This window comes from Solibacillus sp. FSL W8-0474, from assembly GCF_038004065.1.
In the GTDB taxonomy this organism is placed as follows: domain Bacteria; phylum Bacillota; class Bacilli; order Bacillales_A; family Planococcaceae; genus Solibacillus; species Solibacillus faecavium.
The window spans coordinates 17,630-42,496 of sequence record NZ_JBBOQJ010000002.1; the positions used below are offsets into that span (position 1 = coordinate 17,630).

Here is a 24,867-nt window from a genome sequence, read left to right on the forward strand (position 1 = left end):
ATTAAATCACACTCCTAACGGCGTATGCTCTGAAATGCGCTTGTTGATTATGTCGATGTAATTTTTCTCTTTCTCTATCAAAATATAATTTCTCCCGGTATTCAACGCGGCAATTGCTGTTGTGCCGCTGCCTGCTGCGTTATCTAAAACAATAGCGCCCTCGTTTGTGTATGTTTTAATTAGATATTCAAACAGCTCTATTGGTTTTTGTGTTGGATGCAAACTATTATGATTGCTATTTTTAAATAGTTGTACGCTCGATGGGTAACGTTCGCCGCTGTTAATAATCGGCTTTCGTTTCTTTGTGCCCTCTCCAAAAACGCCCGTTTTCGTTCGCATCGTGTTTCTATTGTCTTTATATGGATCGCCCATTTCCATTTGTGGGTTATATACCGGCGTTGTTTTACAAAAAATTAAAACGTTTTCGTGTTTTTTTGCCGGGTATTTTTTTACCTGCGCCGGATTAACCAACATCGTTTTATTGTAAATCCACTCACATTTAAAAAGTTTTGGGTTACTCATAACTAGTGCACTCGTAAATGGTTGTGTTGCTGTTAAAACAATCGCCCCGTTATCTTTAATAATCCTTTCATATTGTTCCCACAATGGCCCAAATGGAATAATGGCATCCCACTTACAATGCGTTGTTCCATACGGCAAATCGCATAAAATCATATCAATAGACTTATCCGGAATTTTCTTCATTTCTTCTAAGCAATCGCCATGAATAACTCTATTAATCATCTAAATCACCGCCCGCATTTTCCGGATTATCTTTATTAGGGATGGTATTTAAGTTGTCCAAATCAAGTTCCCCATATATTTCTTTTTCATCTTCCATTCGGCGCAATTCCTCGTCTACATCATTGATAACCGACACAACCGATAACGCCGTTCGTTTCGATGCAATGGCACTCAATGCGGTTGCTGTCTGTGCCTCATCCAATAAGTTTGCCGGGATGTTACGGGTATAAATGCAATCAATCATGGCGTAATCGAATGGAAACCCTTTTGTTTGCCACGCGGAACCAATTACCTTAAACATATAAAGCATAGCGGCCTCATGTTTGCGCTCAAAATATTTGGATTTTGTTTCAAGTGCAAATAATTTATAACGCATTGCCGGGCCTGTTATTTGGCTCCCAAATGCTGCATCAGTAAAGTTAATGTGTTTGGCAAATCGTTGTATTAATGCCTCTAGCCTGTCTAAATGGCTATCGATGTATGCCGGGTTTAAATCTTTCGTTAACCATTCTATTTTTTCCCCATCCTCTGACGTTGGAATGTATAACGCGCCTGTACGCATCATTAATGCCAATGTTTCCTCATCCGGCTCATATCCAATAAAAATCATGTATGCTAATCTAAATTGTTCGATCTCGCTATTCATATCCGACATAGCGCGGTCAAATCCATCAATTAGCGTAAACACTTTATCCCCATCACCTTGTAATTCCTCGTTGTTAGGGATGCCAAACAATGGACAATAATTAAACATATGCGGCTTTGTTTTTTCTGTATTTAAAATCAGGTTTGAAAAGTCGGCACCCTCAAATATATATTTTGTCTTAGCATTGTAAAACTCCACACATACCTTGTTTTCTTCCCACGTTGGATAATAAACAAGGCCATATTCCGGCTCCGTAAACGTGGTTTTGGAAATAACAATAGCCTCCCATGGATCTATACGCATTACTCGCTCTTTTCCCTCTTTGTCGATGTAGCACAACCCGGCATCATAGCCGCTAATACTAGAAAACTTACACCATTCCGCATTCAAATCATCTAAATTATTAATCTTCCTAAATCGCTCAATAGCTTTGATCGCGGTTGCATATCCCGGCGCATCTTTATCATATTGAATACCAACCGGCATACCGAACATATAACCAACCTTAGTATCAACAATTTCCCCAAAATAATCATTGGATAGTTTGTTGTTGATCTTTTTAGCTGCCTCACCTTCAAATTCCCGCGTTAAAATTGGTGTATGTTCTTTTTCTTGCTTATACCGCCCATAATTTTCTGCCGTTCGTGTATTCATATCCATATGATCCGCGATAATCTCGGCTAATACTTCCGGCGTTGGTACGCCATTTGCTGCATCTAAAATTTCCGCGTATTTGTAAAATGTACTCATCATTTGCCCCCTTATTTAGTAAATCGATTTCGCTGCTCGCATTTTCCCTTTGTATGATCGTTTTTCCTCGATGAAATAGCGTAATGCGGCCATTGCATCATCCATGAAGTCTATCGGTTCATCTAAATACAATCCTGTTTGCTTGTCCTTTTTCCATTTCCATTGTTGTATTTCTTTGATCGTATTGATACATGATGGATGGATATATATTTTTGTTTGTTTCAAATAGTCAATTTGGGCCTTAACGCTACTTTTCCCGTTTTGTTTGCCTTTGTTAACGCCCTGCGCCCTATACCCTGCTTTCTTCCACATTTTAATTCGATCCGGCTCGGCACTATCACAATACATCGTTATTCTTTTATTAAATTCACGTTCATTGGCTAATTCGATAATCTCGTTTGTATCCATTTCATTCACGTACAATTCTTTGCAAATATAAATGTCCCCGTCTTTCCATCCGCCCTCTAAAATGGCATTTGCATGGTTAAAACCGAAATCCTGTGCGCTATTCATAGAATCAAACATATGAGGGCTTGTATCAAACTCTTTAATTTCGTAGTTTGTAAGGATTAGGCCGCCTAACTCGCCCCATTCACCTAAACCGTAAACCTTATATCCGTCTGGATCTTGTTGTTTACGCCTCAACATGCGCCGATGGTATGCCTCATCGATAAAACGGTTGGTTAAATACGTAGAATGGTGGGCCAATATATCATCATCTTGGTAATCGAAAAATTTACGCTTGATCCAATGCATAGCACTAACCGGGTTAAATGTGATTGTTATTTGGTAGTACAAATTGGGATTGGGTAATTTACCTCGTAGCCTGTCGTCTAGTATGTCTAAATCTGCCTCTTGTAACTCGGTCCCTTCCTCTACCCAAATCCATGTTAAATCTCCTTCCGGGAACGTTATGGACTTTAATTTCTCCCGGTCTTTGTCATGCTGTACGCCTCGGAATATAACCTCGCTACCGGTAATTTTGCAGCGCATCCGCATATTACTCTCTGTAACGCTCCAATACTTCTCATAGTTTTTGCCGTATATACGTTTAATTGCCCCGTACAACTCTGAAAATGTACTGTTACGGTTGGTTACATCGATTTTACGAACGCATAACAGGTTGGCCCCTTTGTATCTTGGATCGGATAATTTAACAATGTAATCCTGCGCAATATTTACGCTTTTCCCACTACCGGCGGAACCTTTTAAAATCCTATATCGCTTTTTACTTTGGTTAACCGGTTTAAATACTTTATTGAAATTGACTTTTACCGCATTACTCATTGTTCATCATCGCCATAATCAACAACAATATTCACCGATAAATCACCCTCTACCTGCTGTTTCTCGGTCCACATCGCATGGCGTTTCCCCAACAACTCGGCGGCTTTTATGCGGTCTTTTGGTTGCGCTGCATCTAGCGTTTGTAGTTTTTGGTAGCCATCCCCATCCAACAACGGTACTTGCTCCTTTACCTCACCGCGCATAACCGATGTTAAAAAGGCCAATATTTCATCCTGGTTAGCAATACGCTCCGCATCCTTAATAGCCATGACTTGCTCTATATACTCTTTTATAAGCGGTTTCGCTAGGTTTTCGGCGGCAATGAAACGCGCGGAATTTTTGCTATATCCTGCTCTTATTGCTGCCTCTGTTGCATTGCCACACTCAATATAATAATCCGCAAATTTCCGTTGCTTTATGGTTAATTTAACCTCTTTTGCCATACTTACACCCCCTATGCCTATTGTATCAATCTATAAAAAAAACGTCATGGCAACCACTTTGGCCATGACGTTTTTTGATGCTGTGCATCTTATTTACACCATGGGTTGGTGCTCCCTCATTTGAACTATACCGGGCAAATGATCCGGTCCGTATTTCTCAATACGCTACTCGAAAACAGTATACCATTAATTGGCACAATATGACAATATTAGAAATAAAAAAACCCGGCTCATTGGCCGGATTGTTTGATTTCAATTGTGATTTTAACTTTCTTGCCCTCATATTCTGAAATTTCCTCGGTTAAATACCCGTCTTTAATAGCTATATCCCCATACCGACTATAGTAGCTACCGCATTCAAACTCACGTATAACTATCTCGCCCTCATACACTTTCTTGGCATCCAATTTTATCTCCCCTTTTCGATCCAATATAGTGAATTTAAGTCTTTATCAATTGATTCTATTGATTTCAACAAATGCTTTTTCTCTTTCGGATCATCCGTATTGTATAGCCTTTCAAGCAACTCGCCTTTGTATTCCTCTAATTCAGTGATTTTCATTTTATTTAACCTCGCTTTCAATTTTCCGTATGTTTGTAAAGAAATGCTTACTCTTTTGTTTGGCTCTGCCCATGCCCTCTATTGTTACAAACATTCTTGTAAACTCCACAACAACCCCACGCTCTCCAGGTTTCAATATAGAACTTGATGAATGCCCCACAACTTTTACTTTTTCGCCTATTTTAAAATCATGCATCGCCTTTTTCCCCTCTCAAATTGGTTTGCCGGGTTGCCCCGGCGGTTGTTAGTTGATCTCAATGATTGCCTTCTCTAACTTGTTAAACAATCCTTCAAACCATTTAAGCGACTTTTTACCAACTTCAAATTCGATTAAACCAACTAACTCCGCTCTTGGTAGTGAAACGATTTTTATGTTTAACAATTCGATGTTTTCAATCTCGAATTTTAATTTTGTTGTACCGTATTCAATTTTGTTCTCGTTTATTTCCAACTCTACATTGTAATGTTTTACTGTTTTCATGTTAATCATCCGCCTTTTGGTTTGTTTTACTTCCTGAATTAAATATAACACTTATCGTTACCATTGTAAACACTTTTGTTATAAAAAAATACAACTATTTTTCAAGCTGCATCTTTTCACGGCGTTTTTACTTTATAGTCCGAAGGCCATCCGCTCAACCTGTGTGACTGTTAGACGTAGTAAAGTATCGAATTGACAAATTTATAATAACATAGGTTTTTTTGTTTGTAAATGGAAAAACCGGGGATCATGCCCCGGCCTCAATTCTACGTTTCTCATTCTCTGCAAATTCCCTTACCGCTCGTAATATCTTTTCCTGCGTGCGCGGCCCTATGCCATGTAGTTGCGGGATCATTTCCTCGACAATATCCCATGTAAATTGTGATCCCTGCCGGATGCCCTCGCTCCTCGCCATTTGAATTAATGTTTTGTTTGCCTGCTGCTGCCCGTCTTTAAATCCATCTTGATACGCCTTATCTAACTTTTGTTTCATGCCCATTGCTTACCCCTCCAATGTTAAAACGTTATTTCGCGCCCTCATCAATCACTGTATAGCCTTTAACCGTTGCTAACCCCACTAACGCGCCTTTATTTGCATCGTGTTCCTCTTTCGTCTCGCCATCCGTATGTGCTTTTAGTATGTTCAAAATACGCAATTCCCACCGGCCTAATTCGATATTCCAACGTACTTTTGCAACGTTATTTTGAAACTCTAATTCTTTCATTCTGCATTTCCCCTTTCGGCTTTTTTCGCCTCTGCTGTACGTTTGCGCTTTACTGCTGCTCTTAATGATTTCAGCTTATCCATTTCAATAAAACCCGGATCTATTGCATGTTCCGCGTAAATATTTGGACACTCGGCCAATACAAGCAATATCAACTCCGGATTGTTATAATTAAACATTTTCTTCCGTAACGGGAAATCGCGCGGCTCCATGCCCTTAATATCTATGATTTCAATTTTACCGTTTGGATGAATGATTTTAAAATCCGCGGTGTACGTGATCGCCTCAAACTTTTTGCCGTGACTTTCAAAGGCCGGCAATAACTCGAATTTAGGTTGTAACTCAAAATCTCGTATAATACCCGCATCCTGTTTTTGTACTAATATCTTGTAATATTCAAACTCTGCCATACTATCAAATACAAGGCCGCCAAATTCAACTTTTTTGGCCTTGTATTTGTTTTTCTTTTTCCTTCTCACTTCATCCCGCAATACCCTAACAACCTTTCCACCCTGCGCTCTATTACTCGTTGCGCCGGCACTGGTAAATTTCTCGATCCGGTCACTATCGCGCTGTACGTATCAATATTCATACGTAAATGTTTAGACATTTCTTGATCCGTCAAATCCATTTGGCTACGCGCTGCAATGATGTTGTCTCTTAATCTAGGCTTTTTCATTGGCGGGCCTCTAAATATGCCATGTATAGCGGTTTCCCGTTTGGCTGCATTATCGGCGTGAATTGCGTTGTCACTTCATACCCTGCATCCTGTTGTTCAACCACGAAATCTAAAACTGCCATATCAAATTCATCTTTGCTATGTGCTGTTATAACCTTCCATGCATATAATATTTTCATTGCTCCCCCTCCAACTTTTCGATTAAGATTTTACGATAACACTTTTCGCAATAATACTTGTAATACGGCTCTTTGTACCCCTTGCACTCTACACATTTGCCCACCAAACTCACTTTTCGCCTTTTCATCTCAACGCCTCCGCCTTTTTTTATTGGTCCCCTTTTGCCGTTTCTATGTTGAAAATTGTTAATTGCTCTACGTATACACCGCATATGCTGCAACCCCAATGATCCGGCGCGGTTGGAATCATCTCGCAACCGCAACCCGGACAATTAAATTTAGTAGTTTCGTTGCTGTCTTTCGTGGTTTTCCTTGTTCTTTTCCATGTATGCATTTTCAATTTGATCCTCGCTAAATCCTAGCATGTACCCCAATGCTACGTACTCGCCAAATAATCTTTGGTACGCTGCCGCGCTGTTCGTTTTGTTTATTGCATCAACATCCAATTGCATTGCATTCCATACAACTTGTTTGAATTGCTTTGTAATATCCGGCTCTACCGGTCTGAAAATTGGATGAATACTACTTGGTAACACGTTCATTAATCCCAACTCCACCAAATCAATCCCGGCCTCTAAAATGAAATGCAACCCGTCAACATATTCCTCTAACAATGAGTTTTTATAACCCTCAATGCCTGTACCATGGCATTCGCTACATTGGATGTACTCATGGCCGCCGTTACCCTCTGCATCCTCTTGGACCATCTCATAATTTTCATCTGTTGTACCTAAGCAACATGAACATTCCACTTCAACTTTCGTTCTCGGCTCATTGTTCTTTTTCCAATACTTGAATTGCTGCCATTCGTTCGCGCATTCGCCAAATTCAACGATCATGGCCAACATCATGCGACTGAATTTATCCTCCCCCTTGTAATCGATGTGTGCTTTTAACCCTGCTTGGATTTCGTATAATTTATTTAACTGCATGTTTTAAATCTCCTTTTCTCACAATTTCGCAATTTTTATCAATATTGATAACTTCACCGCATTTTTTGCAGCAACGTAGCATTTGCCGTTTCACATACGCCGATGTAAACGATGCATTGGCGCAATTGTTACAACGCCCGGCTCTCTCGTTAACAGGCCTTTCCCATGGCGTTACATTCTCACCACATTCAGTACAAACATGGCGGGCCGGCATAGCCTTGGTTGCTGCCTTTTTAGCTGCCGTTTTAATTGGCCCGCAATGCTTGCACATGAAACCCCTGTTAAAAATCATTTAATCAACTCCGCAATCGCGGTCCCCAAACCAAACCCAATAATGCTAAACACTATTAAATACCAAATTCTATCAATCGCCTTTTCGCTCAACCTCACCCCTCATTTCCCCCTTTCGATCTTTTGCGCCTATTTCTCGTAAATATTTCAAACGCCAAAATTCCGATGCCTCTTTGAGTTGTTCGTTTTCTTTTATTAACTTTTCAATCAATTTTCTTTCAATTGATCCCACGCTTTCATTCGTCATAATACACCCCTTAATTCTTTTGAGGATTGCTCACATTGGATTTTTATTTGATTTTGGTACTTTTCCCTATCTGTAGACAAAAACCTCGTACGTGAGCAATTTGTTGTGTTTTGAGCGGTTGTCTTATTTATCCACCCTATCCCCAATCTTTTCCCCAAATTATTTAATTGTCTCCAATTCACCGGTTAACTCTTCAAACCAGGCTTTGTCCTTTGTTGACAATGCTAAATCAATCAATGATTTAATGTCCTTATCATCTTTCTTTGAGATAGCGGCCAACTTAACATCGTTGTAATAAGCCCAACCTAGTATCCCTTTCCCTTGAATACAAACACGTTTATGATGCTTTTGAATATCTGTAACGCGGCAAATCATGCCTTTGTGTGGTCCGTTCTTAGTAATTTCCACCCAATCATACAATTCAAATGGCTCCCGTTCTTTTTTAGGTTCTTCCGGGAATAATGCCACTTGTTCCGATCTTTTCGCCTTTTCTGTTTTCTGCTTTTTTTCCTGCTCTTTCAAACGTTCCGCTCTTGCTGCGCCTCTTGCTACTCGTTGTTGTACTTTTCCGATGGTGCAAGTACAAAACCTTTCAAGAACTAACATGCGCCCCGTATCGTTACACATTGAACATATCGCCATAATAATCCCCCTTATCCCATTATCTTTGTGGTTCATCTCGTTTCCTGGAATTCCTGTGATCCTTCATTGTTTCGGTTCTCGCAACTATGATGTTATGCACCGGCGGCAAATAGGATTGCTCCCTTGCCCATCGGTGTATTTCTGACATTGTCGGCTTTCTTTGCTGCTTGTCCATTATTTTTGGCCTCCCCATTCAAGATTGAGGAACTTGTTATACTCTTTCGCAAATGCTAATGATACTGTCCCAATTGGGCCGTTTCGTTGCTTGGCAATGATAACCTCGGTTATTCCTTTCGCCTCGCTTTCGGCATTGTAGTATTCATCGCGATATAAAAAGCCTATAACATCCGCATCCTGCTCAATTTGCCCGGATTCCCGCAAATCGCTCATCATTGGCCGTTTGTCTTGTCGTTGTTCCACTTGTCGGCTCAACTGCGATAATGCAATAACAGTACAATCCAATTCACGTGCAATTTGTTTTAATTCCCGGCTAATTCCGCTAATTTCCTGCGTTCGGTTCCCTGCATGTTTAGGATGGCCAACAACTAGTTGCAAATAGTCAATAACGGCAACAATATGTTCTCCCGGATGTTTACGCGTTAAATATCGTAATTTGCGGCGTATAAAATTAATATCCTGCGCGGGTTTGTCATATAGATATAAAGGGTTGTTACTCATTTTCGCCATGGCAACTGTTGTTTTCGCCCAATCATTTGCATTGAAATTGCCCATGGGATTCCGCATTGCCTGCGCATCAATATTCCCTGTACTCGATAGCATCCGTTGTGCAATTTTTTCATCCGGCATCTCCAAACTAAACATTGCCCCAACGCCGCGTTTCTTTTGCGAGTTATCCCCGGATGTATAATTTTCCAATATGTTGTTTGCAAATGCGGTTTTCCCCATCGATGGCCGCGCTCCAATGATTACTAATTCTTGGCGCTGCAATCCACTCAACATTTCATCTAAATTTTTAAAACCCGTTGGCGCTCCCGTAATTTCGCCGTGGTCTTGTTCCATCCAATCATATAGACGAATTAAAACTTTACTAATGTGCCCATCATCATCCTCATCATCAGTTTGTAACTCATCCAATTTTGTGAGTGCCTCAATTGCATCTTTCCGGATCTCTCCCGGCTCTTTCATCGTTGTATCTTGCATCATACGGCGTGCAATTTCGAATTGCTCCCGCTTTTCGTAATACTCTAATACAACGCCTTGGTAATATTTAAAATTTGCAACGCTTGGGATCGCTCCCGCTAATTCCATGAGATAGGTCAAACCGCCAATTTGTTCTAATCCCTGCGCCCCTGCTGTTTCGGCAATGGCTACAATATCAATAGTTACGTTCGTTTGTTCTAATTTACGAAAGATGCTCATTAACTCCCTATGACGTGAGTAATAAAAATGCTGTGGTTGCAATGTGCAATCTTTCAAAATTTCAGGTTCTAACAATATACCGCCAATTACTGACTGTTCCGCCTCGTTAGATGCCAATTCTCCATATATTTCCGCCTGGTTCATGCTCTTTAACCCCTCTCAATACCTAACGTTTTCCGCATCTCTTTCAATGCTGCCGCTACTTGTTGCGGATCTGCCTTATCTTGTTTCGCTTGTTCATAACCCAATAACAATTGGTTGGTTTGTTCAATTGTCGGCAATGCGCGATCCCGCTTTTCGGTAACGTGTAGTAAATCCGCTACACTTGGCGGGAATTTATTTTGTTTGTAATACGCTTTTAGATTTTCACTTATCGCCTCGAAATCGTATTCTTTCAGCGTATCAAACCACAAATCTAGTAATAACTGTTTGTTATCAACTTTGAATTTGTTCTGGTACATCGTTGCGATGATTTCTAAAATGACTGCCGTTTGTTTTTTGTCCACTTCCTCACCCCTCTAAATTTAAATCTAAAAAGCCGCCTTGTTTTATAGGTTGTCCAATCGCTAGTTGACGCGGTTGGTTTAACTTGTCCTCTGCATCGTCTTTAGTCGTTCCGCGCATTATGCCAATCGTGTAGGCCTCTTTCTTCCCTGCATGGGCCTCTGTATGGGTTTTAATCGCGTAATAAACAACGATAGGATCGTATTTCACCCATTTTGTCATAGTGTTATAAATAACACTTGGAGCGACTTTACCGTTTGCCCGCGTTTCCCTTATAACATCCCAATACTGTTTATTGATGTTAATAAAATCAGAAATGTCACTGTAACGAGACAACAAATTTTTAATTTGTTCGGTATAGTCTTTTGAAAGATTCTTTTCATTCTTTTCATTCTTGTTTATATCCGCCGACTGTTTCTTTTTCGTTACCTCACCACTGTTACTTTCTGTTACTTTAACAATATCGTCACCTTGGTAAATGTCCCAATTCACAACGGTTATGAGCGTATATTTCCTGTTACTTTTATCTGTGTAAATCATGTTACTTTGTTCTAACCAATCTAGTACCGATTGGATCGTTTTTGGATTAGGTTCTTTGTATATTCCGCGCTCATACCATCCAACTTTGCCTGCAATTGTCCGAACACTTGTTAAATGTTGCCCCCTCTTGATTTCCAATTTGCTGCCATCTCTCATAGGGATTGTATTATCATTGTGGTTCGCCATGTACTTAATGTATTGCCAAACCCTATGATAAATCGGCGGCATCGCCCAAATATCACTGTCCAACTCCTGCCGGAAATCTTTTATCCACCCTTGCATGGGCCTCCCCTCAATCCGCCGCTCGTTTTTCTAGCCATTCCGTTACCTCTGATAAATCAAACCGGATTAATTTAACGCCTACGCGTGTACATGGCAATCCTTGTTTTCTCCATCTATCAATTGTCGTAACGCTTACTTGTAAGTGCTCTGCTAATTGTTGCTTTGATAATAGATTGTTAACTGCTGTATTCATAGTAACCTCCTATATTTGGAATCTCTAAATCTATATTTCCTATCCATAATCTATCATAGATGTCCTTATCTTGTCTATAACTTTTTGGTATATTTTTCATTAATATATAATACATTGGTAAATTGCCCACCTTTTATGTAAAAAAAGGCAAATAAAAAAACCCCGGCTATTACACCGGGGATCGATTATTTAACTAAAAACGCTGCATTATATTCCTCGTTCCATTTCGTCTCATCCGTTACGATGTATCGGATCAAATCAATGAGCGCTAACAAGCCTGGTACGAATGTCCAAAAAAATAGTAAGTACATAATACCTTGCCCGGATTTCCCTAAATAGAACTTATGCGCTCCGAAACCGCCTAAAAATAACGCCAATAAGATTGCTACGCCTTTATTTTTCATAATGTTTTACCCCTTTTCATTTAATGGTTTATTTTATGCTTTCCAATGTAATAAAATGATAAACGTGGTTACTAAATTAATGATCCATCCATTAATAACACTTGTTTTTTATTACTTTTCAAAATATCTAGCACCTCATCAAGTTCCATTAATTCCCCGTTTTCACCTTTGCCACGGCTTAACCTTGCTGCGGCGTAATACTCCGGCACTTCCTTTATTTCTAGCATTAAAGTTTCGTGATCTTTTTCATCGCCGGATACTGTGTCCGTGTATTCTTGTACGGCCTCGCCTTCAAATTCCGCTTGTATTAATGCATAATACGGATCTAAAAATTCGAAATATCTCATTCCGTTCCACCATCCTTATCCAAATTTTCCCCGATTTCCTCGACAACGGTTACTTTTTCTAAATCATGTTTCTTTTTACATACAGGCCCAAAACCGGTTTCCCGGCTTTTTTCTGATTTCAATTTTCTGTTGCAACGCCCGCAATATTTTTCTTCAACGGTTTCATTGTTCATCGTTATCCGCTCCCTTTCCTATGTCCTGGGGATCTTTAAAAACCGGCTCCCGTTGCTCTGCTGTTGCTAACATTAATTCCATACCGTTGTACATACCGCGCATGTATTCATCTTGATCCCAATTGCCGGGCATCCCTTGGACTGCAACTAATTCCTTCATCCGTTGTAATAAATCAGTGTTAACCATTTCGATTGTTGCATTTTCCGGGAATGAAAATACGCCGGTTTTCGGTATATGTGCCGCTTCAATATCAATCTCAACGTCTTTGATAATAAAACTAGGTTTCGTTATGTCGTTCATTTGGGTTGTGAAATCATCCATTTTCTCGCTATGTTCCGCCAATTGATCCAACAACGATCCAACCCATCTTTTAATGCTGTTATACTCCACCGTATCAATTTTTAAGTTATCCAATGCCACAATCATTTTAATATACGTTTCTCGCAAATCGTTTTTAGCTGCAATTAGTTCCTCATGCTGCTTTTTCTTTGTTTTATGCTCCTTTACACTCAATACAATCATTACAATAAAAATAACAAGAAATATAATTGATCCAATAAAATCCAACATTTACCTATTCCCTCTTTTCTTCCAATGTGCCCAATTTTTCTTTTGGGTTTTGTATTTTTTGATAGCCAAACTTTTATTGTAATTTGGCGTTTTAACCTCAATTTCATCAAACCATATCGCCGGGGCATTAACACCGGCAATCGTTCGCGGTTTGTCATGCTCCACCCAATCCAACAATGCAGCCATTTCCTTGTCCTGTTGTTGTTTTTGATAGGCTTGTTCAAATCCCTTGGCCACTTCTTCAACTGCTGCCGGTTTTCTGAAAAATGAAAGTACTTTATCTAAAAATTTCATCCGTTTTGCCCCCCGTTATATGAATATATCCCATGTCCAATGCGTACTATTCTATAACCGTCTTTAATAGCCATTTTCATAAACCCGCTCCCGTTTTTGTTGTTCCAATGGTTCCGCCCTTTACGGCGCATCCTTTCAATGATTTCGTTTAATTCCATTGGCTTTTTGTTGTGGCGTAAAATGTACTCCAAATATTCGTTGTCTAGCTGCCTTTCTTCCTGTTCTCTCACTCTACGAGAAATAAATCTTTTTGGCTCGCGTTGCTGTTGTGTTTCCGGCTTTTCTACCCCTAAAATGTGCATTTTCACTCGTTTGTTTTCAAAATCTGACATGTGTAAATGATGTTTTTCTACTACGCCTAATAACCGGATTCTTGCACCGTCTACCTCTGAAATGATATACACGCCGCCCACATTGTAATCAATTCCGCCTAACCTTGTCGCACCCTCTACTACAACCGCTTTCCCAAATAATTCAGGATCAAATACTTTTGTTTGAATAAACACCAAAATTTCCCCCTTATGGTTAAAATAAAACCGGGTTTAACCCCGGTTTGTTGCTTTTCAGAAAGGCAAATCATCTTCCGAAACTTCAATAGGCCCCTTACTGTTTGCAAATGGATCTTGTTCCACGCGTGTATATGATTGATTGCTTTGATTTTGCGCCGGTTGTTGCTGCTGCGTTTGCTGCCCATGTTGTTGGGTTTGTTGGTATTGCTGCGTATATTGTTCACCCGGCGTTTGTGTCGCTTGTCCATCGCCCTCCCGGTTGCCTCTTGGCTCCAAAAATTGTACGGCATCCGCGATAACATCCGTTGTATATACACGCTTTCCATCCTGCCCCTCAAATGATCCCGTTTGTATGCGCCCCTCAACCCCAATTAATGATCCTTTTTTCATGAAATTAGCTAGGTTTTCCGCTTGTTTTCGCCATGCTATGCATCCTATGAAATCGGCCTCACGTTCACCGCTTTGCCCGGTAAACGTGCGGTTTACTGCAATAGTAAACCGCGCCATTGGTACGCCGGATGGTGTATAGCGTAGTTCGGGATCTTTCGTTAACCGGCCCACTAATACAACTCGATTAATCATTATTTAGTAACCTCACTTTGTATTTTTTGCTACGGCCTCTCCTTAAAATGTCGCTAAAGTATTTTGAGTGTTGCCCAATACTATCTGCCGCCCCTTTCATACTATTAAACACTTCGGAAACACCCGTTTTTAAGTCCGTTACTTCAATTTTCTTTTTCTGTAATTCGTGTTTAATTCTAACGCCTTTTCTCCTTGAATCTCCCGTGTAATCTATCAATCCATTTTTATGCGCGTGTCTTGTGTTTTCTCCACTTGTCGCCCACTCCAAATTAGAAACGTGGTTATTTGTTTTATTTCCGTCTTTGTGATTTACAGTTTCTTTATTATCCGGGTTTGGAATAAAGGCTTTAGCTACTAATCGGTGTACTGTGGTGTATTTGTACTTTTTATTTGAGTACAAAGAGACTTTTTGATAACCGTATCTATCTAGCGGCGTTTTTAATACAACGCCGCTCTTTTTCGAAAACACTCTACCGGTATCGGAAACCATATAAAGGTTTTCGTAACCTGCAACATCTTTCCAAACTTCATTATTTAACAAGTTCGCCCGTCTCCCCATCAATAGTAGGGATGAAGCCTCCATCTACCATTTGAGAATTTTCTAATTCCCGATGCACTTCTATACCACTCGCTTCATCGTTAACGCCTAAAAATTCAACACTAATCGGTAGATATTTGATCAATTGGCGTAATGTTGTTTTCTTTGCCATGGCCTCAAATTCAGACACCCACGGGCCGAAATTTTTAGATTTTGCGTATTTATCACGGTATTGCAGCATTTCTTGATGGCTCATAACAATAAACGATGATCCACCATCTTTTAACTTACAAACGGCATAATAGGCAATTGGTGCGCCTTTATCAGTCAATGTTGGTTTGTGTATCAATTTATCATCCAACCCATATTCAAACTCGAATACATCGTTTTCATAAACAACGCGTGCTTCAATAGTTGATACTTGCCCGGATCGGCGTACTAAATCAATTAACCCCTTGTAACCAATTAAAAATTGACATTCCGTTGTATTAGTCTTGTTATTTTTAAATGGTATTAAATACGCTTGTCCCATCAATCCCGGTTCTAGTCCTAATTTAGCGCTTTCCATAACCGATCCCATAAGTGAGTTAATGTCACACTCTAACAATTTGGGATTAGTACGAATAACATTTAATGCAATACGGCTCATTCGATCCGCCGTTACGTGTTTAGGTAATACCGCTTGGATTGCCGGCATCATTTTTTCAAGATACGCCCCAACCTGCTGCGATGGCGTTAATGGTTTTTGTTGTGCCGGTGTTTGTGTAGCTGTTTGCGCAATTTGGTTTTTCAATTGCTCTGCTTTGCTTGTTGTCATTTTAGTTTTCCTCACTTTCGTTATTCATCATTTCCATTGCATCATCATAGCCCGGCCAATTGTCCACGCCTGCCGCCTCTAAACACGATAACTTTTCTGAATCACTATCGTAGCTGTCTAAAATGCTTTTTTCGATGATTACAAATTCCGGTACAATGTCCGGCGTTTCGGTTTTCTTAGCTGCTGCAATGGCCGCTTTCTCCAATGCTTTCAATTCCTTTTGAGCGGCTTTTAGTGCTTTTTCTGCTGCTTTTTCCGCATCTTTGCGCGCTTTTTCATCGGCTTTGCGTTGCTTGGACAATTCTTTTTCAATTGTTTCGTATTCCTTGGTAATCGTTTTAATTTCACCGTGAACATTCTTTAACAAACGTTCGTAAAACTTGTTACGCTCCTCTTGGGAATCCAATTTAATGCGCAATGTTCTATTGCCATTAACTGCGGTTTTCCATGTAACCTTATGCGATCCGGCAAACGCCATTTCCGTTGTTCCTAATGTTGCTTTTAACTCGTTTTCGAGTGCTGTTTGATTTTCCTGCATTACTTTTATAACGCTTTTATATGCGTCTATTTGTTCCACAATTTGAATGCAATTGTTTGGCAAATTCACTATATAGCCCTCTCGTTGTTCACTATCCGGGTATTGTTCATTCAACATTTTCTTTTCCTCGTCATGCCCACTAAACGCCGGCGGAATCCGTTGTAATACGTGATTTTCCCAAAAATTCTTTTCAATCATTATTAAGTAATCGATAAATTCTTGGTCCCGTTCGATGTAATAATGTTTATAAGTATTGCCGCCGATTAAAACGGCTAAATATGCAAATTGATAACCCATAACCGCCATGTTATGTTGTACCTGGATGTAATATTGGTTCGGTACATCCTCGCCATCCCATTCATCCCGTAACATGTAATGTGCTGTTTTTGCCTCGAATACGCCTTTTCCTAAAATCGGATCGTAAACAATCCCGTCTAGGTTTGTACGCATGAAATCATGTTCATCATGTGCAAACAATGCTTTCCGATGTACCACTTTTAAAGGTTTTAATCCTTGTTCTGCTCGTTCCTCATTTATTCGCCTTTTAAATTCGTCACGAACGATGGGCTCCAATACGTTGCCAAATCTTGCCGCCTCTTTTACGTTGTCCGGTTTGTCCGGTTTATACATCCCGATTTTATCCATGTATACCATCACCGGGGATGCATATTTGTTAGCACCTGCCACCGCCGATGCATCGGAACCGCCAATTCCTTTAGTACGCAACTCCAACCATTCAACCTCGTTCATGTTCGCCGTATTTGCTATTAACCTCGCCATTTTACCCCTCCTGTAAAACTATTTTTTATTCTTCCTCGGCCTCTTGCGTGTACCCATGTTTTGTTAAAAATTCCTCAATAGCTACCGCAATAACAACATATTGTTTTTGTTCTTCTTCAAAACAATAACGCTGCAACCGTTTTTTTAATTCCGGTTTAATTGCTGCATTCACTTGTAATAACGTCATTTTTTCACTCCTTCTCTATTTCCTAATCTCATATTATCCTATGATGATATAAAAGTAAATACATATTTTAGCAATTTAGTAAATTAATTAATAGAAATCGAACATCGGTTTAATAGTTTACTGACAACAGAAAAACCCACACCAATAATGGCATGGGTTTCATCTCGATATTTTGGGCACAAAAAAACCCGGGTTATCCGGGTAAAATTTAAAACTTAGGAATTATACACCCAATTAAGGGATAGGTTTCGCACGTTTCCGCGTGCTATTGTGGTGAGGTAATTATAGTACGTATTGTATTATTTTGTCAATTGGTCTATCGATTAGGGAATGTTTGCATTTTTCGATGAAATCACAAAACACCATCTCCAAAATCCCTTCTAATGTAAATGTATGATCCGGGTATTCCTCGTTCATATCCTCTAATAGTAGTTCACCACGCAACGCGGTTTTATGCTGCAATGTTGTTTTAATTAATTCAAACCCGCGTATCTCGCTAAAATAAACGCCGTTTCTAACTTCATCATCCGTATAATGATAATTTGCTGCCGGCGATAGGTAGCGCCCTTCTAACTGTCTGTATATCATCCGATAATCATATTCCCGATCAAGAAACTCTAAAAAATCATCATACAATACCCGCGCTAAATCCTCCGGCCCAAATTCTTCCTCTATTTGATCCGAAACGCGATCACAAAACGAAACGGCTCTAATGAATATGTCTTTCGGTACATAAAACTTAAACGTATAATATGGGTTTCTTTGTGTCACAATACTATTTGTATTCCGTTTAAAAAATCCGCGCTTTTCATTGCGTTTATTAATTAAATAACGTTCGATGCCCATAACATCCATTTGGGAATAAATCATTTATAAATTCCTCCTATAATCATGTATGACAAACCCGCCGGAAACCTTGGTAATGTGATTTTTAATTAACTTAAACGCTGTCTTTCTAATGGAAATATCCCATTCAATACTTAAATTTTGGATAACTTCAAAATATTCCTCGTTTAATAAGACGTGGACAAACTTACCATTTTCATCGTACTCATAATTAATGAAATCCTGTTCTAAATCCATCAATTGGCTTTCAACAATTTCCGATGCCATGGCGGTCAATTCGATCCCACGTTTCATGGCCAAACGTTGTAAAATTTTCTTTTCCATTTCGGATAATTTTACTTTTATATCTCGCTTTGCATCGGAACGTTTTTTTCTTTCGGTTGTCCCGGTGGGTTTAACTGTCCTGTTTACCGGGTTAATTTGATTGTTAAATATAGTTTTTGTCGGTTTCAACCGCTTTCCCCTTTCTTCAATAATAGCCCCACCCATTTAATAGCCCATGGTCGTGTGGTCGTGTGGTCGCTTGGTCGCTCTCCCCTACCGTTTTTGGCAAAAACGAGCATTATATTACAAAAATGAAGCCAACTCGTTTTCATCCGGCTCATAAACGCTAATTGTTTCCTGTTGCTGCATCACAATGGCGGGAATACCCTCTCTATCCTTTTGGATCAATCGTTTAATATACTTACTAAATTTCCCTTTACTCTCGGCAAACGCTAATAAATCGGCCTCGAATACATCCTCTTTATCAAAACTAACCGTTTTGCATTTCCGGGCATCGGTATTTGTCATTTAAACACCCCTTTTGCCAAATAATAAAAGCCTACTGCGTTGGCGTATACCGGATGTAACATTTTAATGCTCGTATTGATCCTTAATTGTGGTTGTAATACCTGTGCATTTGAATAATGCGCTTGAATATGTTTTGCAATCATTTCCGCGCTACCGCCACAAATAAGTACATTATCGGTCTTGCTCCACTTTTTAGACGTATTACGGATGATCCCCCGCGCCATGGCCTCGAAATCTTTATTGTTCACTGTTTCCACACCAAAATTGAATGTACCGCTTTTACTATTGATGTGTTTTTTGTCTTGGATTGCTGCCGCGTTCACTGTACCGCTCCCAATGTCTAATACTTTTACATCACCTGGGATTGGATTGGACCAATACGCCGCCGATCCTTCCGGCGCTACTTCAACGCCTTTTATGTGTAGTTTTTTAGTGTAATCATTGATTGTTATAGTATGTGTTCCTATTAAGGCATTTTTTATTTTTTGTTTTTCATCCGGGTTATGCTTCCCAATGGGTTGCCCTGTTACAATATAAATTTCATCCCCATTGCTGCAATAACGATGCAACGCCAACAAAATCCTTATTTTTGCATCCTCATGGGCTTTACTATCTCCAAACATATTGCCACCAAATTCATCCTCACGCGCTGCCAATGTCCCGGCAAACCCTTTGCGATTGCCATAACTCCAAACCATATCATCCGGGCCATGCTGTTCATCAACGTTGCGCTCAAAATACTCACAAATATTGGATAAAAAAGATTGTTCTCCCTCATCGCCCACAATTTTCACTTTATGGCCCCCTGCATCCACGCCGATTACTTTTTTCATCGTTTCGCCTCCATTTATTTCATTGGCAATAAAATCAGGATCGTCTCTCCAAAATTTTATTGCGGTTGTAATAAACAATGTATTGGTCCATTCAAAAATTTATGCGTGATTTTGTCGATTTTTGTTGGGATTTTTTTAATTAATTGGATATATGTTTATAAATACCTATATACTGTATTTAAATTGCTAAATATTTCTTTATTCTGTATGAATATGTCAAAATAATGTTCCCAAATGTGAATTTGGTAACATTTTTAATAAAGCGCGATAAAAAAAGCACCCGGCGCATAATTGCGCTGAATGCTTTTAAATTTTAGTTGCTACGTAGTTTGTTCGAATTACTTAGTAATCCTCTTCGATTTCTCTTCCGTATTCTTCGTTTAATCCCGTAACTGTTGCACCCAAATTAGGTTTGTTTTCTTGATGCATTTTGTTAATAAATTCAGCTAAATACTCTTGAAATTTATCCTCTGAAATACCTGTTACACTGATTAATGCATAATGTCTTTTCATATAATTTTCCCCTTTTCCTATACAATTTGGTTCAATTGCTCATTAACTTTCCATTTGCTTTGCTAACTTAAATCCCTCGTCACATATACTTAATAATACTTCCTCGGTTATTTTAATATCATTCCCGAAACTATTCGCCAAATAATAAAGTGCATATCGTGCCGCAACGCCATATTCTGCGCCGTTCATATCCTTTTTATCTAAACCCTGCTTTATGATCGCCGCCGCTTTACATACTTCAATTCCCACTAATTCAACCCCCTATTTCAATAACAATATCGTGATCCTCGACAATCGCAATTTCTTTCCCCATGAAAAGCAATTGTTTTTTCGAGTTAACCCAAAAATGCTTATCCTCTACCAAACTACGCAAATGCCTAAATGCCGCCGTTGATAAAATGATGTATCTTGCACCCGGATTAGTTAAAACTGTGTGACGTGCCAACCTATAAATCTCATCCATCGCCTCGCCCATGCGTTAACCCCCTGTTATGTTCATACTTTAAAACATCCTCATATGCGTACACTTTTGGCGTTTTCGCCGTTTTTACAATTAACCCCTCGATTTCTTTTGGGAAATCATCGTGACGCTGCGCCCAATTTGCAACTACTTGGCGCGCAACTCCCCAACGTTCCGCCATGCTCATTTGTGTCTGTAATGGGAAAACTCGCTTGTATTCATGTTCTTTTAATGCCTCAATAATTTTCTCGTTCATAATCTAAACTCCTATCAATAATGTATTCAATGTCTTTCGTATCAATAGTTAAGTTTAAACGTTCCTCATCGTACCCATCAATACTTGTTTCACTTGCCCCTGTTACTTTAAAATGGAAATCCCCCCCATCTCTTAAAAATACGCGGATCGACTTGCCTAATAAATCGTATGTCCTTTTATACGTTGCGACTTGTATTAAATTATTAGTTGTCATGTTTACCCCTCCCACACAATTTTTCGATTGCTTTTACATCTATTACATATGCGTTGTTTTCATGTGGTAAATGCTCATTAACTAAAATGTGATCCGGCAAATACCCCCATTCTTTTTTTATTAGTTCTGCAATTTTTGGATTGACCATAATTTTTTCATTCACTGTTTACCCCTCCATAAATTCGAATATATCCATTTGGCCATCCGGCGCGCTCTTTTCTTTGCGTTCTTTCCCGGTTTCCTTGGCTGCTGTTGGTTTTTTGTTGCTTGGCCTTATATTTGTTACCGTAATCTTAACTCGATCAATTTGGGCCGTTTCCTGTGGTTCTATGGCATGTTCTTCAAACGGTGTAATAATTTTGAAAAAATCCGTTATATATGATCCTATTGGTCCATTGTCCGGCCGTTGCATCAAATACACATGGAAATAGTTGTTGTGATCTCTTTCGCTTACTATAAACCGCTCGCCCACGTTGTAACCTATCCGCCGCTTGTTAACCTCTGCAACAAACCGTTTCAACGGCTTTTGTTCTAATGTCGTATTTTTCGGCGCAATTTCCTCTATTTGTGTACTTATTTCATTTGCTGCAATCCTCGTATATTTATGGCCATTTTCATCCGGCTCATCCAACTCTAATCCAAACGGGTAAAACTCCCTTGGATCTGCTATATAAATGATGGTTGCCGGTTTTCCTTCATTGGTAAAAATTCGTTCGCCAACTTTCAATGTGAAAAACCCCCATTTGTTTATTATGTCCCGGCGTGATAAAATACTGTTGCCGGTTCTCATTAATCGCCTTTTGTGTTTCCGGCTTTTTTACCCCTCAATCGGTCAAATGTACGCCGCATTTGGCCGGTTTTTTTGTGCAAATACCCCATAAACGCCCCATCCAATTTTGATCTACCGCGATTTCTAATAACTTAATTTTTTCCGCTTTTGTTAACTGCGCCCATGTTTTGGCATTAATTCTCATTTTATTCCCTCCCTTCCAATCTTTGTTATCCATACTATACACCATTATGTTACCATTGTAAACATACAATATAAAAAATATACGGGATCAACTAACAATCCCGCGAAAATTATATTTTATTCTTGCTTTTTAGCGCTCTGTTTATACAATTGGTGCGCAAATACTGCCGCGCCGGAAATTAAAACCCCTTGAATAAACCCATACACATCAAACCCTAGTAAAAACAACGCTAATACAACGCCCACAATCAATAAAATATATGGAATAATCCAATCGGAAATTTTTGGCGTACTTTTTAACATCGTTCCCAAAATCACTAAAACCGGGATTAAAATTAAACCATCCGTTACAATGTATTTCCCTAATAACTCAACAATATCCAAAACATTTCCCCCGTTCTTCTATTAGTCTAGCAATCCTAAACGATCTAAAACCGCCGCCATTTGTTTACGCGTGATCGGATCATTTGGGTTTTGACCATTCATAATTGACGTTTTACCGTCTTTCCCCTTTTTCTTTTGTGCCTTTTCCCATGATGTTGCCGCCCAATCAACAACCGGCTCCTTTTGTGGTTGTGGTTTCGGTTTTTCGGCCACTTTTTTCAATTCCTTTAAACCTAAATATTTTGCAACGCCAATGGCATGTGCCTCACCTACTGCCTTTAAAAATGCGGCGCTCTTTAAATGGTTGGCATCGGCTACTGTATCAATGAATAATGTTTCTGTTAATACTGCCGGCATATTTGTAGTACGTAACACCGCAAAATTGGCACGCTTTTTGCCTCGGTCCTTAACGGATGGATCGATTTTGCGCATTGCTTTTAAAACTTCATCATGTATTGAATTTTGTAATGATGAGGTTGCCGGGTTAGTCGTACCATTGAAAATAAAGGTTTCAAACCCTGTACCGCCTCCCGCGTTAATATGTGCGCTAATGAATGCATCCGCTCCCCATGCATTTGCCATATCATCCCGCTTGCTTAATTCCAACGTTTGATCCCCTGTGCGCGTTGTGCGCTGCTCAAACCCTGTATAATTGGCCTCTAAATAGTTCATGGCATAGGAAACAATGGAATGAGTGAGGTTTTTTTCCTGCAATCCGTTCCCAACTGCGCCGGGATCTGTACCGCCATGGCCCTTGTCCCATACAATTCTTTTCATGTGTAACCCTCCTTAGTTTTCTACAAAATATTTTATAGCGAAAAATATTAAACCAATACCGCCGCCAATAAATCCGGTTAAAACAGAGCGTTGCAACCATACGATATTGTTTTTTAATTCTGTAAATGTTTCCTTTTGTGTAGCCATTTTTGCATCAAAATCTTTTTCTTGTTTCAATAATTCCTTTGCAAAATCAACTTTAATATCATCAATGCGGTTGTGGGCACTTTTAACGCTTTGTTCTGTTTGTGTTGCCATGTCGGATACTTTGCCGAACTCATCCATTTTTTTTGTCAGATGCTTCATATTTTCCTCTAATCTGCCCAACGAAACCAAAATTTGTTTTGTCTCCTCGCTAATGCCTGCACTTGGTGTCATATTTTTCAATCCCCCCCTTTCGGCATTTGATATGCAAATTATACCTTATTTATCAGTAAAAACCATAATATAACAAAAAAACCGGGGAAAATACCCCCGGTTTTAATAACTATTTTGTTTTTTCCTCGGACCATGTTTCTAATTCCTCTATCGGTGGTACTCCATCCGGGTATTTATAATTCAATGTTTCGTCGAATTCCTCTTGGGTAATATATCCCTTTTCGAATGCTAAATTGATTGCTTGATAATCGTAGTCTTTCGCCCCTTGTTGCTTTACCGGCTCATGGTATTCTTCCGGTATACCTGAAAATTTCCTGTTTCCATGAAAATATATGTTTTTTGTGTATGCTGCTACTAAAAAAGGATAAATCGCCATTACATTCCGCCCCCGCTCATCATGTGTTCTATAAACTCCATTAACATTCTATCCGTTCTTTCCAATTCCTGCTTTAACGATTCATTTTCCTTTTGTAAAAGTTCGAGCGGTGTCTTTTCTTTATCAAATGCTTTCACCGGCGCCCCAAAACCTCCGCCGGGTAATCTCGGCCTAATCATCAATGGCTCGCTCATTCTGCTAACACCCCACTTATTAATCTAATTGCGCCGTTACCGCCGATAACCTCGACAATTAACGAAATTTTTGTTTTCGCCTCATCTACTTGGATTTTAAACTCATCCTCTAATATTCCTGTGCTTACGTTTTCCGTTCTGTTCCATACCATATCCTCGAAAACTTCCGGCTGCCCTTCATTCACCATCGAAATACGCGCCTTTACTTCTAACGTTGAATCCCGCTCTATCCACAATACAAGGCCTCTAGCCCGGCCATTTGGCGGCGTTACCTTGTAACGATTTTCTCCGCGTGCTAACGTAACAAGATTTTCTTCTTTTTTCATTGTGATTGTTTTGATTGTTTCCGCGCTGTAACTATCCACCGCTTTCACTTTGATTGTGTTTGCTCCAACGTTTAACAATTTAACCGGGAAATTGAATGTAAATTGGCCGTTTAATCCGTTGTAAATTTCGGTAAATGCTGCATCGTTTACGGAATATAAAACCGTTATTTGGTTGCCATCCGGATCACTTACATTGCCGGTAACTGTCACCGTATCATTGTTAATTAATCCGTTTGTTGTTGCAAATGTATCAATTGTTATTGTTGCCGGTCTGTTTAATGTTACATAAAATGTACGG

49 protein-coding genes are annotated in these 24,867 nt (G+C 39.5%); all 49 read right to left on the reverse strand.

Annotated elements, in window-relative coordinates; translation table 11 throughout:
* Positions 1-6: 6 nt before the first annotated feature.
* A complete protein-coding gene (locus NYE67_RS20510) occupies positions 7-744 on the reverse strand; it encodes a DNA-methyltransferase (protein ID WP_340730954.1) in 738 nt (245 codons plus the stop codon).
* Positions 737-2,140, reverse strand: coding sequence for a phage portal protein (locus tag NYE67_RS20515; RefSeq protein ID WP_340730955.1), 1,404 nt, complete (start codon positions 2,138-2,140; stop codon positions 737-739). Before NYE67_RS20515 ends, NYE67_RS20510 begins: the two co-directional genes overlap by 8 nt.
* 15 nt (positions 2,141-2,155) lie before the next feature.
* On the reverse strand, positions 2,156-3,427 hold the full coding sequence (locus NYE67_RS20520; protein ID WP_340730957.1) for a PBSX family phage terminase large subunit: 1,272 nt from the start codon (positions 3,425-3,427) through the stop codon (positions 2,156-2,158).
* The gene (locus tag NYE67_RS20525; protein WP_340730958.1) at positions 3,424-3,870 is read right to left on the reverse strand and encodes a terminase small subunit; all 447 of its coding nucleotides are present in this window, start codon (positions 3,868-3,870) and stop codon (positions 3,424-3,426) included. The genes NYE67_RS20520 and NYE67_RS20525 overlap by 4 nt, the downstream gene beginning before the upstream one ends.
* A 230-nt stretch (positions 3,871-4,100) precedes the next feature.
* Positions 4,101-4,277, reverse strand: a complete 177-nt coding sequence (locus NYE67_RS20530) for a hypothetical protein (RefSeq protein WP_340730959.1) — start codon at positions 4,275-4,277, stop codon at positions 4,101-4,103.
* A gap of 2 nt (positions 4,278-4,279) precedes the next feature.
* Positions 4,280-4,432: a hypothetical protein gene (locus NYE67_RS20535; protein ID WP_340730960.1), complete on the reverse strand. Its 153-nt coding sequence runs from the start codon at positions 4,430-4,432 to the stop codon at positions 4,280-4,282.
* A 1-nt stretch (position 4,433) separates the two neighbouring features.
* On the reverse strand, positions 4,434-4,628 hold the full coding sequence (locus NYE67_RS20540; protein WP_340730961.1) for a hypothetical protein: 195 nt from the start codon (positions 4,626-4,628) through the stop codon (positions 4,434-4,436).
* A gap of 48 nt (positions 4,629-4,676) precedes the next feature.
* Complete coding sequence (locus NYE67_RS20545; RefSeq protein WP_340730962.1) at positions 4,677-4,913, reverse strand: hypothetical protein; 237 nt, start codon at positions 4,911-4,913, stop codon at positions 4,677-4,679.
* Positions 4,914-5,160: 247 nt separating this feature from the next.
* Positions 5,161-5,412 (reverse strand): hypothetical protein, encoded by a 252-nt coding sequence (locus NYE67_RS20550; RefSeq protein ID WP_340730963.1) that lies wholly within the window; start codon positions 5,410-5,412, stop codon positions 5,161-5,163.
* Positions 5,413-5,437: 25 nt separating this feature from the next.
* On the reverse strand, positions 5,438-5,638 hold the full coding sequence (locus tag NYE67_RS20555; RefSeq protein WP_340730964.1) for a hypothetical protein: 201 nt from the start codon (positions 5,636-5,638) through the stop codon (positions 5,438-5,440).
* Positions 5,635-6,129, reverse strand: a complete 495-nt coding sequence (locus NYE67_RS20560) for a DUF1064 domain-containing protein (RefSeq protein ID WP_340730965.1) — start codon at positions 6,127-6,129, stop codon at positions 5,635-5,637. Before NYE67_RS20560 ends, NYE67_RS20555 begins: the two co-directional genes overlap by 4 nt.
* 184 nt (positions 6,130-6,313) lie before the next feature.
* A complete protein-coding gene (locus tag NYE67_RS20565) occupies positions 6,314-6,496 on the reverse strand; it encodes a hypothetical protein (protein ID WP_340730966.1) in 183 nt (60 codons plus the stop codon).
* Between the two features lie 278 nt (positions 6,497-6,774).
* Positions 6,775-7,428 (reverse strand): dUTP diphosphatase, encoded by a 654-nt coding sequence (locus NYE67_RS20570; protein WP_340730967.1) that lies wholly within the window; start codon positions 7,426-7,428, stop codon positions 6,775-6,777.
* Entirely contained in the window at positions 7,415-7,720 is a 306-nt protein-coding gene (locus tag NYE67_RS20575) for a hypothetical protein (RefSeq protein ID WP_340730968.1), read from the reverse strand. Before NYE67_RS20575 ends, NYE67_RS20570 begins: the two co-directional genes overlap by 14 nt.
* Before the next feature lie 72 nt (positions 7,721-7,792).
* Positions 7,793-7,966 (reverse strand): hypothetical protein, encoded by a 174-nt coding sequence (locus tag NYE67_RS20580; RefSeq protein ID WP_340730969.1) that lies wholly within the window; start codon positions 7,964-7,966, stop codon positions 7,793-7,795.
* Between the two features lie 159 nt (positions 7,967-8,125).
* Entirely contained in the window at positions 8,126-8,608 is a 483-nt protein-coding gene (locus tag NYE67_RS20585) for an IDEAL domain-containing protein (RefSeq protein ID WP_340730970.1), read from the reverse strand.
* Between the two features lie 174 nt (positions 8,609-8,782).
* Positions 8,783-10,132, reverse strand: coding sequence for a replicative DNA helicase (dnaB, locus tag NYE67_RS20590; protein ID WP_340730971.1), 1,350 nt, complete (start codon positions 10,130-10,132; stop codon positions 8,783-8,785).
* Positions 10,133-10,137: 5 nt separating this feature from the next.
* Complete coding sequence (locus NYE67_RS20595) at positions 10,138-10,494, reverse strand: replicative helicase loader/inhibitor (protein WP_340730972.1); 357 nt, start codon at positions 10,492-10,494, stop codon at positions 10,138-10,140.
* A 4-nt stretch (positions 10,495-10,498) separates the two neighbouring features.
* Positions 10,499-11,314, reverse strand: a complete 816-nt coding sequence (locus tag NYE67_RS20600; RefSeq protein ID WP_340730973.1) for a hypothetical protein — start codon at positions 11,312-11,314, stop codon at positions 10,499-10,501.
* A 10-nt stretch (positions 11,315-11,324) separates the two neighbouring features.
* A complete protein-coding gene (locus tag NYE67_RS20605; RefSeq protein ID WP_340730974.1) occupies positions 11,325-11,507 on the reverse strand; it encodes a helix-turn-helix transcriptional regulator in 183 nt (60 codons plus the stop codon).
* A gap of 185 nt (positions 11,508-11,692) precedes the next feature.
* Positions 11,693-11,911 (reverse strand): TM2 domain-containing protein, encoded by a 219-nt coding sequence (locus tag NYE67_RS20610; RefSeq protein ID WP_340730975.1) that lies wholly within the window; start codon positions 11,909-11,911, stop codon positions 11,693-11,695.
* Between the two features lie 71 nt (positions 11,912-11,982).
* Positions 11,983-12,258, reverse strand: coding sequence for a hypothetical protein (locus NYE67_RS20615; RefSeq protein WP_340730976.1), 276 nt, complete (start codon positions 12,256-12,258; stop codon positions 11,983-11,985).
* The gene (locus NYE67_RS20620; RefSeq protein WP_340730977.1) at positions 12,255-12,431 is read right to left on the reverse strand and encodes a DUF6011 domain-containing protein; all 177 of its coding nucleotides are present in this window, start codon (positions 12,429-12,431) and stop codon (positions 12,255-12,257) included. The genes NYE67_RS20615 and NYE67_RS20620 overlap by 4 nt, the downstream gene beginning before the upstream one ends.
* The gene (locus NYE67_RS20625) at positions 12,421-13,002 is read right to left on the reverse strand and encodes a hypothetical protein (protein ID WP_340730978.1); all 582 of its coding nucleotides are present in this window, start codon (positions 13,000-13,002) and stop codon (positions 12,421-12,423) included. The genes NYE67_RS20620 and NYE67_RS20625 overlap by 11 nt, the downstream gene beginning before the upstream one ends.
* A complete protein-coding gene (locus NYE67_RS20630; RefSeq protein WP_340730979.1) occupies positions 13,003-13,296 on the reverse strand; it encodes a hypothetical protein in 294 nt (97 codons plus the stop codon).
* Positions 13,293-13,802: a hypothetical protein gene (locus tag NYE67_RS20635; protein WP_340730980.1), complete on the reverse strand. Its 510-nt coding sequence runs from the start codon at positions 13,800-13,802 to the stop codon at positions 13,293-13,295. Before NYE67_RS20635 ends, NYE67_RS20630 begins: the two co-directional genes overlap by 4 nt.
* Before the next feature lie 57 nt (positions 13,803-13,859).
* Positions 13,860-14,387: a single-stranded DNA-binding protein gene (gene ssb, locus NYE67_RS20640; protein WP_340730981.1), complete on the reverse strand. Its 528-nt coding sequence runs from the start codon at positions 14,385-14,387 to the stop codon at positions 13,860-13,862.
* Positions 14,380-14,928, reverse strand: coding sequence for an NUMOD4 domain-containing protein (locus NYE67_RS20645; RefSeq protein WP_340730982.1), 549 nt, complete (start codon positions 14,926-14,928; stop codon positions 14,380-14,382). The genes ssb and NYE67_RS20645 overlap by 8 nt, the downstream gene beginning before the upstream one ends.
* Complete coding sequence (recT, locus tag NYE67_RS20650) at positions 14,918-15,742, reverse strand: recombination protein RecT (protein WP_340730983.1); 825 nt, start codon at positions 15,740-15,742, stop codon at positions 14,918-14,920. The genes NYE67_RS20645 and recT overlap by 11 nt, the downstream gene beginning before the upstream one ends.
* 1 nt (position 15,743) lies before the next feature.
* The gene (locus tag NYE67_RS20655; RefSeq protein ID WP_340730984.1) at positions 15,744-17,060 is read right to left on the reverse strand and encodes a lambda-exonuclease family protein; all 1,317 of its coding nucleotides are present in this window, start codon (positions 17,058-17,060) and stop codon (positions 15,744-15,746) included.
* Positions 17,061-17,085: 25 nt separating this feature from the next.
* A complete protein-coding gene (locus tag NYE67_RS20660) occupies positions 17,086-17,247 on the reverse strand; it encodes a hypothetical protein (RefSeq protein WP_340730985.1) in 162 nt (53 codons plus the stop codon).
* Positions 17,248-17,529: 282 nt separating this feature from the next.
* Positions 17,530-18,117 (reverse strand): hypothetical protein, encoded by a 588-nt coding sequence (locus NYE67_RS20665; RefSeq protein ID WP_340730986.1) that lies wholly within the window; start codon positions 18,115-18,117, stop codon positions 17,530-17,532.
* Positions 18,118-18,582, reverse strand: a complete 465-nt coding sequence (locus NYE67_RS20670; RefSeq protein WP_340730987.1) for a hypothetical protein — start codon at positions 18,580-18,582, stop codon at positions 18,118-18,120.
* Positions 18,583-18,660: 78 nt separating this feature from the next.
* Complete coding sequence (locus NYE67_RS20675; protein ID WP_340730988.1) at positions 18,661-18,885, reverse strand: hypothetical protein; 225 nt, start codon at positions 18,883-18,885, stop codon at positions 18,661-18,663.
* Positions 18,882-19,718, reverse strand: coding sequence for a ParM/StbA family protein (locus NYE67_RS20680; RefSeq protein WP_340730989.1), 837 nt, complete (start codon positions 19,716-19,718; stop codon positions 18,882-18,884). Before NYE67_RS20680 ends, NYE67_RS20675 begins: the two co-directional genes overlap by 4 nt.
* Positions 19,719-20,060: 342 nt before the next feature.
* Positions 20,061-20,231: a hypothetical protein gene (locus NYE67_RS20685; protein WP_340730990.1), complete on the reverse strand. Its 171-nt coding sequence runs from the start codon at positions 20,229-20,231 to the stop codon at positions 20,061-20,063.
* A gap of 42 nt (positions 20,232-20,273) precedes the next feature.
* Entirely contained in the window at positions 20,274-20,480 is a 207-nt protein-coding gene (locus NYE67_RS20690) for a hypothetical protein (protein ID WP_340730991.1), read from the reverse strand.
* Between the two features lie 4 nt (positions 20,481-20,484).
* A complete protein-coding gene (locus tag NYE67_RS20695; RefSeq protein ID WP_340730992.1) occupies positions 20,485-20,706 on the reverse strand; it encodes a hypothetical protein in 222 nt (73 codons plus the stop codon).
* Positions 20,687-20,947: a hypothetical protein gene (locus tag NYE67_RS20700; protein WP_340730993.1), complete on the reverse strand. Its 261-nt coding sequence runs from the start codon at positions 20,945-20,947 to the stop codon at positions 20,687-20,689. The genes NYE67_RS20695 and NYE67_RS20700 overlap by 20 nt, the downstream gene beginning before the upstream one ends.
* Positions 20,928-21,161 (reverse strand): hypothetical protein, encoded by a 234-nt coding sequence (locus NYE67_RS20705; protein WP_340730994.1) that lies wholly within the window; start codon positions 21,159-21,161, stop codon positions 20,928-20,930. The genes NYE67_RS20700 and NYE67_RS20705 overlap by 20 nt, the downstream gene beginning before the upstream one ends.
* Entirely contained in the window at positions 21,151-21,324 is a 174-nt protein-coding gene (locus NYE67_RS20710) for a hypothetical protein (protein WP_340730995.1), read from the reverse strand. The genes NYE67_RS20705 and NYE67_RS20710 overlap by 11 nt, the downstream gene beginning before the upstream one ends.
* 3 nt (positions 21,325-21,327) lie before the next feature.
* The gene (locus NYE67_RS20715) at positions 21,328-21,888 is read right to left on the reverse strand and encodes a hypothetical protein (RefSeq protein WP_340730996.1); all 561 of its coding nucleotides are present in this window, start codon (positions 21,886-21,888) and stop codon (positions 21,328-21,330) included.
* A 97-nt stretch (positions 21,889-21,985) separates the two neighbouring features.
* Positions 21,986-22,135 carry a hypothetical protein gene (locus NYE67_RS20720; RefSeq protein ID WP_340730997.1) on the reverse strand — a complete coding sequence of 50 codons (150 nt, stop codon included), beginning with the start codon at positions 22,133-22,135 and terminating at the stop codon, positions 21,986-21,988.
* 116 nt (positions 22,136-22,251) lie between these two features.
* Complete coding sequence (locus NYE67_RS20725; RefSeq protein WP_340730998.1) at positions 22,252-22,518, reverse strand: phage holin family protein; 267 nt, start codon at positions 22,516-22,518, stop codon at positions 22,252-22,254.
* Between the two features lie 21 nt (positions 22,519-22,539).
* On the reverse strand, positions 22,540-23,295 hold the full coding sequence (locus NYE67_RS20730) for an N-acetylmuramoyl-L-alanine amidase family protein (RefSeq protein ID WP_340730999.1): 756 nt from the start codon (positions 23,293-23,295) through the stop codon (positions 22,540-22,542).
* Between the two features lie 12 nt (positions 23,296-23,307).
* The gene (locus NYE67_RS20735) at positions 23,308-23,673 is read right to left on the reverse strand and encodes a hypothetical protein (protein ID WP_340731000.1); all 366 of its coding nucleotides are present in this window, start codon (positions 23,671-23,673) and stop codon (positions 23,308-23,310) included.
* Positions 23,674-23,782: 109 nt separating this feature from the next.
* The gene (locus NYE67_RS20740; protein WP_340731001.1) at positions 23,783-24,049 is read right to left on the reverse strand and encodes a hypothetical protein; all 267 of its coding nucleotides are present in this window, start codon (positions 24,047-24,049) and stop codon (positions 23,783-23,785) included.
* A complete protein-coding gene (locus NYE67_RS20745; RefSeq protein ID WP_340731002.1) occupies positions 24,049-24,243 on the reverse strand; it encodes a hypothetical protein in 195 nt (64 codons plus the stop codon). The genes NYE67_RS20740 and NYE67_RS20745 overlap by 1 nt, the downstream gene beginning before the upstream one ends.
* Positions 24,240-24,867, reverse strand: a 628-nt coding sequence (locus NYE67_RS20750) for a hypothetical protein (RefSeq protein WP_340731003.1), incomplete at its 5' end; no start/stop codon positions are given. The genes NYE67_RS20745 and NYE67_RS20750, both read right to left, overlap by 4 nt.